Source organism: Planktothrix sp., from assembly GCF_046067725.1.
Lineage (GTDB): Bacteria > Cyanobacteriota > Cyanobacteriia > Cyanobacteriales > Microcoleaceae > Planktothrix.
Genome location: NZ_JBJUDF010000271.1, coordinates 1 through 3856, shown reverse-complemented (window position 1 = coordinate 3856; position 3856 = coordinate 1). Strand labels below are relative to the sequence as shown.

Here is a 3856-nt window from a genome sequence, read left to right as displayed (position 1 = left end):
TAACCATCCTTTTTGTGAATTGTTGTGCAGTATTTGTAACTAATTCCTTGAACAATTGTTTCTTTCAAAGTGATATTAAAACTACCACTAGAACGAACAGCAATTCGTCCAATATAGGTTCCGATTTTTTTACCTTTTGTGACAACAGCTTTAACGATATCCCCCGTTTGGAATCCTTTAATAAATTTAAAACGAGGAACATAACGAGACGGAAACCCGTATTTATCTGTTCGACACATTTGTCGAGAACCATGACCTGTTGCCTGAATTAATAAAGGTTTATTAGTTAAAACCTTTAAAGTTGTAATCTTGCCCACACAAGCTGCATCAAGCCAATGGGTTTTAGGTAGATTTAATCGGGTGCGGTTGAATTTAGTTAAACCACCGGAGCCAGTTGAAACAGATAAACCTGTTTCTTTCAATCTATTTAATAAAGCCCATCGGGTTAAATTAACCGCAGTAGCATCTTTTAAGGGACGTTTAGCTTGACTTAAAATCCGCTTAAGAACGTCAGGCTTTTTAGCGAGAAATGTCTCAATATTTAGAGTTCCTTTCTTTGTATTGCATTTCTCACAAGCCAAGCATAAATTACTGATTCGATTAGAACCACCTTTAGCTTTTGGGTGAATATGCTCTACTTGAAAAGGAACGTTTTCAACCCCACAGTAAGCACATTTCCTTTGCCATTTTTCCAGTAAGTATTGTCGAACTTCGTAACCCTGTAACAATCCTTGTTGATATTCAATTCCAGAGATTTCAGGATTTTCGAGTTGTTGTAAATCAAATTTTACTAACTCTTGAGAAATTGAACCAATGGGTACAAACTTAATTAATTTGTTCACCCAGGTTAGAGTTGTTTCAACTCGATGTTGCAAGGATGGGGCTAACCATCCTTCAGGACGTTTCCGGTTCAAAAACCGTGCCTGACGATAACGAGTTTTACGGTTTCTTCTAGAACGACGCAATGACCGACGAGATTCAAGACTCACTTTAATGGCTTGACCTCTATGGGTTAATTCTGCACCCCAAACCACTTTATTACCTTGAACTAAGGCAATTCCGGTGGTTTTAGAACCCGGATCTAACTTCAGTTCCACAGGTTCAGCTTGGGGATTTTCAACAGTTTTTTTGAGTATGATTGTCAACGGGTATCTTCTGAAAAGAACCGCTTTCTTTTGAGATAGAAGCTTCCTTGCCACTGATGGATGACAGGGACTTAAAGGTTGTTTATTGCTATCAATTACAAAGACGTAATCGGACATTTCTGCCTCTCCTATTTCTAGGGTAAAGTTAGCTTCGACAATGTTAGCGGTCGGTACTTTCTTAAAAGCACTGGCTTAACCCTTTAAACCTGTTTAACTTTTAAGTTTTAGAGCTACAGACTAGCTACGCATCTGTAGGTAAGAACTTTAACACTTACCGCTAACGTAGTACCTTTCGATACTTAGTCTGGTCAACTAAGGCTGTATTTCAAGCCCCCGTTACAATCGGTACTCCGATTTAACGGTGGGTTGTTGACTTACTCGCTACCAATTCCTTTAAAGTTTTACCCGCCGAAAAACTGGGTTTAACTGTTGCAGGGATTAACAAAGATTCCCCCGTCTTGGGATTCCGTCCTTCGCGCTCTTTTCGTTCCAAAGTTTTAAAAGTTCCGAACCCGACTAAAACTACATCCTCTCCCTTAGCTATCGTTTCCGTGATTACGTCGAGGGTAGCACCTAAAACGTCGTGAACCGTCTTTCTAGGCAAGCTTACACGGTCGGCGATCGCTTCAACTAATTCTTTTTTATTCACAATAAAATCTCCAATTGTTAATAGTATTATATAACAAAAACATTCTTATTCCAAGCAATAACTAACAACATTCCAAGGGGATTCAATCTCATTCCCCCACTTCTCTATACATGAATTAACGAAAACTTGATAATCTCCCCTAGAATTGAGCCAAAGTTTAGGGTATTTATCTTTCAATTCCTTAATCGTGAAAGTCTCCTCAGATACCGTCACCTCCCTATTGAGTGCTATTAACTTAATTATAGTAGAATTTTTCATAATAAAAAGGATTTTTTATTGGTCAGGATGGTGTTTAACACTTTTTTTAAACTTATTAATAACTGCAATAGCTTTTTTATACTCTAAATTCAACTTCTGATTTTTTTCTTGTAAATCAGCTATTTGATTATTGATACTTGAATTGCTTTGCTCTTGTAGTGTGGTTAACTTTTCCTTTAAGTTAATATTCTCAGCTTCGATTTTGCGAAGATTGTTTTCTCTGTATTCAATCTCCCTTTCAAGAGTCCTAATTTTCCCTTGAAGTTCCACAATTATTTTAGCGTTTTTAATATCAAAAATTCGATTAATAGCAATTCCGATTACGCTACTACCACTCAGTAAAATACCGGTGAACCCCAGGACAGTTTGGATGGTTTGGTCTGGAGGGGTTGTTGTTGTAGTAGTAGTAACCTGAAGAATGGTTAGCATATTAAGATTTATAGGTATACTTTATAGATAACACAATTCCCACAAGAGTTGAGAAAAAATTCCCGCAAATTAAAGCAGAAATATTCCCGTTTTGTTCAATTCCTATGGCTCCAAAAAAGCCAAGAACAAACAACACTGAAAATATATGGCAGATATTCAATAACAAATAGCAAGCTACCCAAACGGGAGAGCTAACATAATGATTTTTTTTCAACTTATAAACAAATACCCAACAAATCACACCACTAATTCCTACCCCCAACATTAAGGCGTTCAGGAAGTCTATGCTTTCGTTTACGAAATAAATGGAAGTTTTTGGCGGGGTAAATATCACCCCAAAAAACCCTAACAAAATCATCACCAAGAAATGATGATTAAAAAACAATGCTTGACCTAAATACTTAATCTTAAAAACTGGTTTGTTGTATCTCTCGTATTCAATCAACGTCGGGAAAGTCTTGCTTTTTTCTCTTTCTTTCCTTAAGTTTTTTGTTCCGTTCATAATAGTGCTCCCACACCAAAAACAACGATAGAAAACTGATAAAAACCTGAATAACTAAAGTCGAAACTTTGATATATCCAAATTTTTGATAGCCAAATTTGTTTAAACTATCAAATATCAGCATTACGCCACTGTTAATCAATAGCGTTGAACTCAAGTATTTATTTAATTTTCTGTCATCAAAAAATAAGAAAATGCCATTAACAATAGAAATTAGTCCGGCAAAAAATAGCAAGAGAATATAACCAGAATTGTCGATTGTTAATGGCATATTGTTAATTATTGTACTAACGGGTTGTTATCCATAGATTCAAGTGCGACTAATTCCGCGTCTAATTTTTCTTGATATTCCTTCTCAAAGGCATCAATAAAAATAGGGACAAATGCCTCGATAGCATCATGTAGCCCTGGATATTTAGCCAGTGGAATCTTGATAATCCCGCTTTTATTTGTTGGGATTATATGACCCGTTTCGTGGTCAATCATCACAATCACATAACAAGCTTCAATAAACTCTCGATTGACAATTCCAGTTTGAGGATTTGCAGTTTCAAACTGTTGTCTGTAAACAATTCGATGTTCTTGGTAAGCCATTTTTATGCTCCTATTAATCCATGCGCTGTTAAATCGTCAATCAATGCTTTTACCCTTTCAGCTAATTGCGGAAGGGTAACAGTTGCCGTTGAAAAAGCTGTGCGAGATGCTGTTCCCGTCGGGGCTACCCATCCAGTTCTGCGAGCCGAAACAACTTGATTACTGCCTACAGAAAAACCCGACGTGGATTGAACCCGTCCACTTAAATTTTCTATAGCTATTTTTTGCCAAGGACTCCACCCTGTTGGAAAATTTGTGTGACAAGATCTAATATAAGAA

6 protein-coding genes are annotated in these 3856 nt (G+C 36.8%); all 6 read right to left on the bottom strand.

All coding sequences use genetic code 11. The features are described 5' to 3' along the window. A partial coding sequence (gene iscB / locus ACKPEB_RS16735; protein ID WP_408966097.1) for an RNA-guided endonuclease IscB occupies positions 1-1262 on the bottom strand: 1262 nt, incomplete at its 3' end. 238 nt (positions 1263-1500) lie between these two features. Beyond that, positions 1501-1794 (bottom strand): HU family DNA-binding protein, encoded by a 294-nt coding sequence (locus ACKPEB_RS16730; protein WP_408966096.1) that lies wholly within the window; start codon positions 1792-1794, stop codon positions 1501-1503. Positions 1795-2067: 273 nt separating this feature from the next. Next, positions 2068-2481 carry a hypothetical protein gene (locus tag ACKPEB_RS16725; protein WP_408966095.1) on the bottom strand — a complete coding sequence of 138 codons (414 nt, stop codon included), beginning with the start codon at positions 2479-2481 and terminating at the stop codon, positions 2068-2070. A 1-nt stretch (position 2482) separates the two neighbouring features. Then, positions 2483-2983 carry a hypothetical protein gene (locus tag ACKPEB_RS16720; RefSeq protein ID WP_408966094.1) on the bottom strand — a complete coding sequence of 167 codons (501 nt, stop codon included), beginning with the start codon at positions 2981-2983 and terminating at the stop codon, positions 2483-2485. 279 nt (positions 2984-3262) lie between these two features. Continuing rightward, a complete protein-coding gene (locus tag ACKPEB_RS16715) occupies positions 3263-3577 on the bottom strand; it encodes a hypothetical protein (RefSeq protein ID WP_408966093.1) in 315 nt (104 codons plus the stop codon). A gap of 2 nt (positions 3578-3579) precedes the next feature. Next, positions 3580-3856: hypothetical protein (locus ACKPEB_RS16710; RefSeq protein ID WP_408966092.1), on the bottom strand; the 277-nt coding region annotated here is incomplete at its 5' end.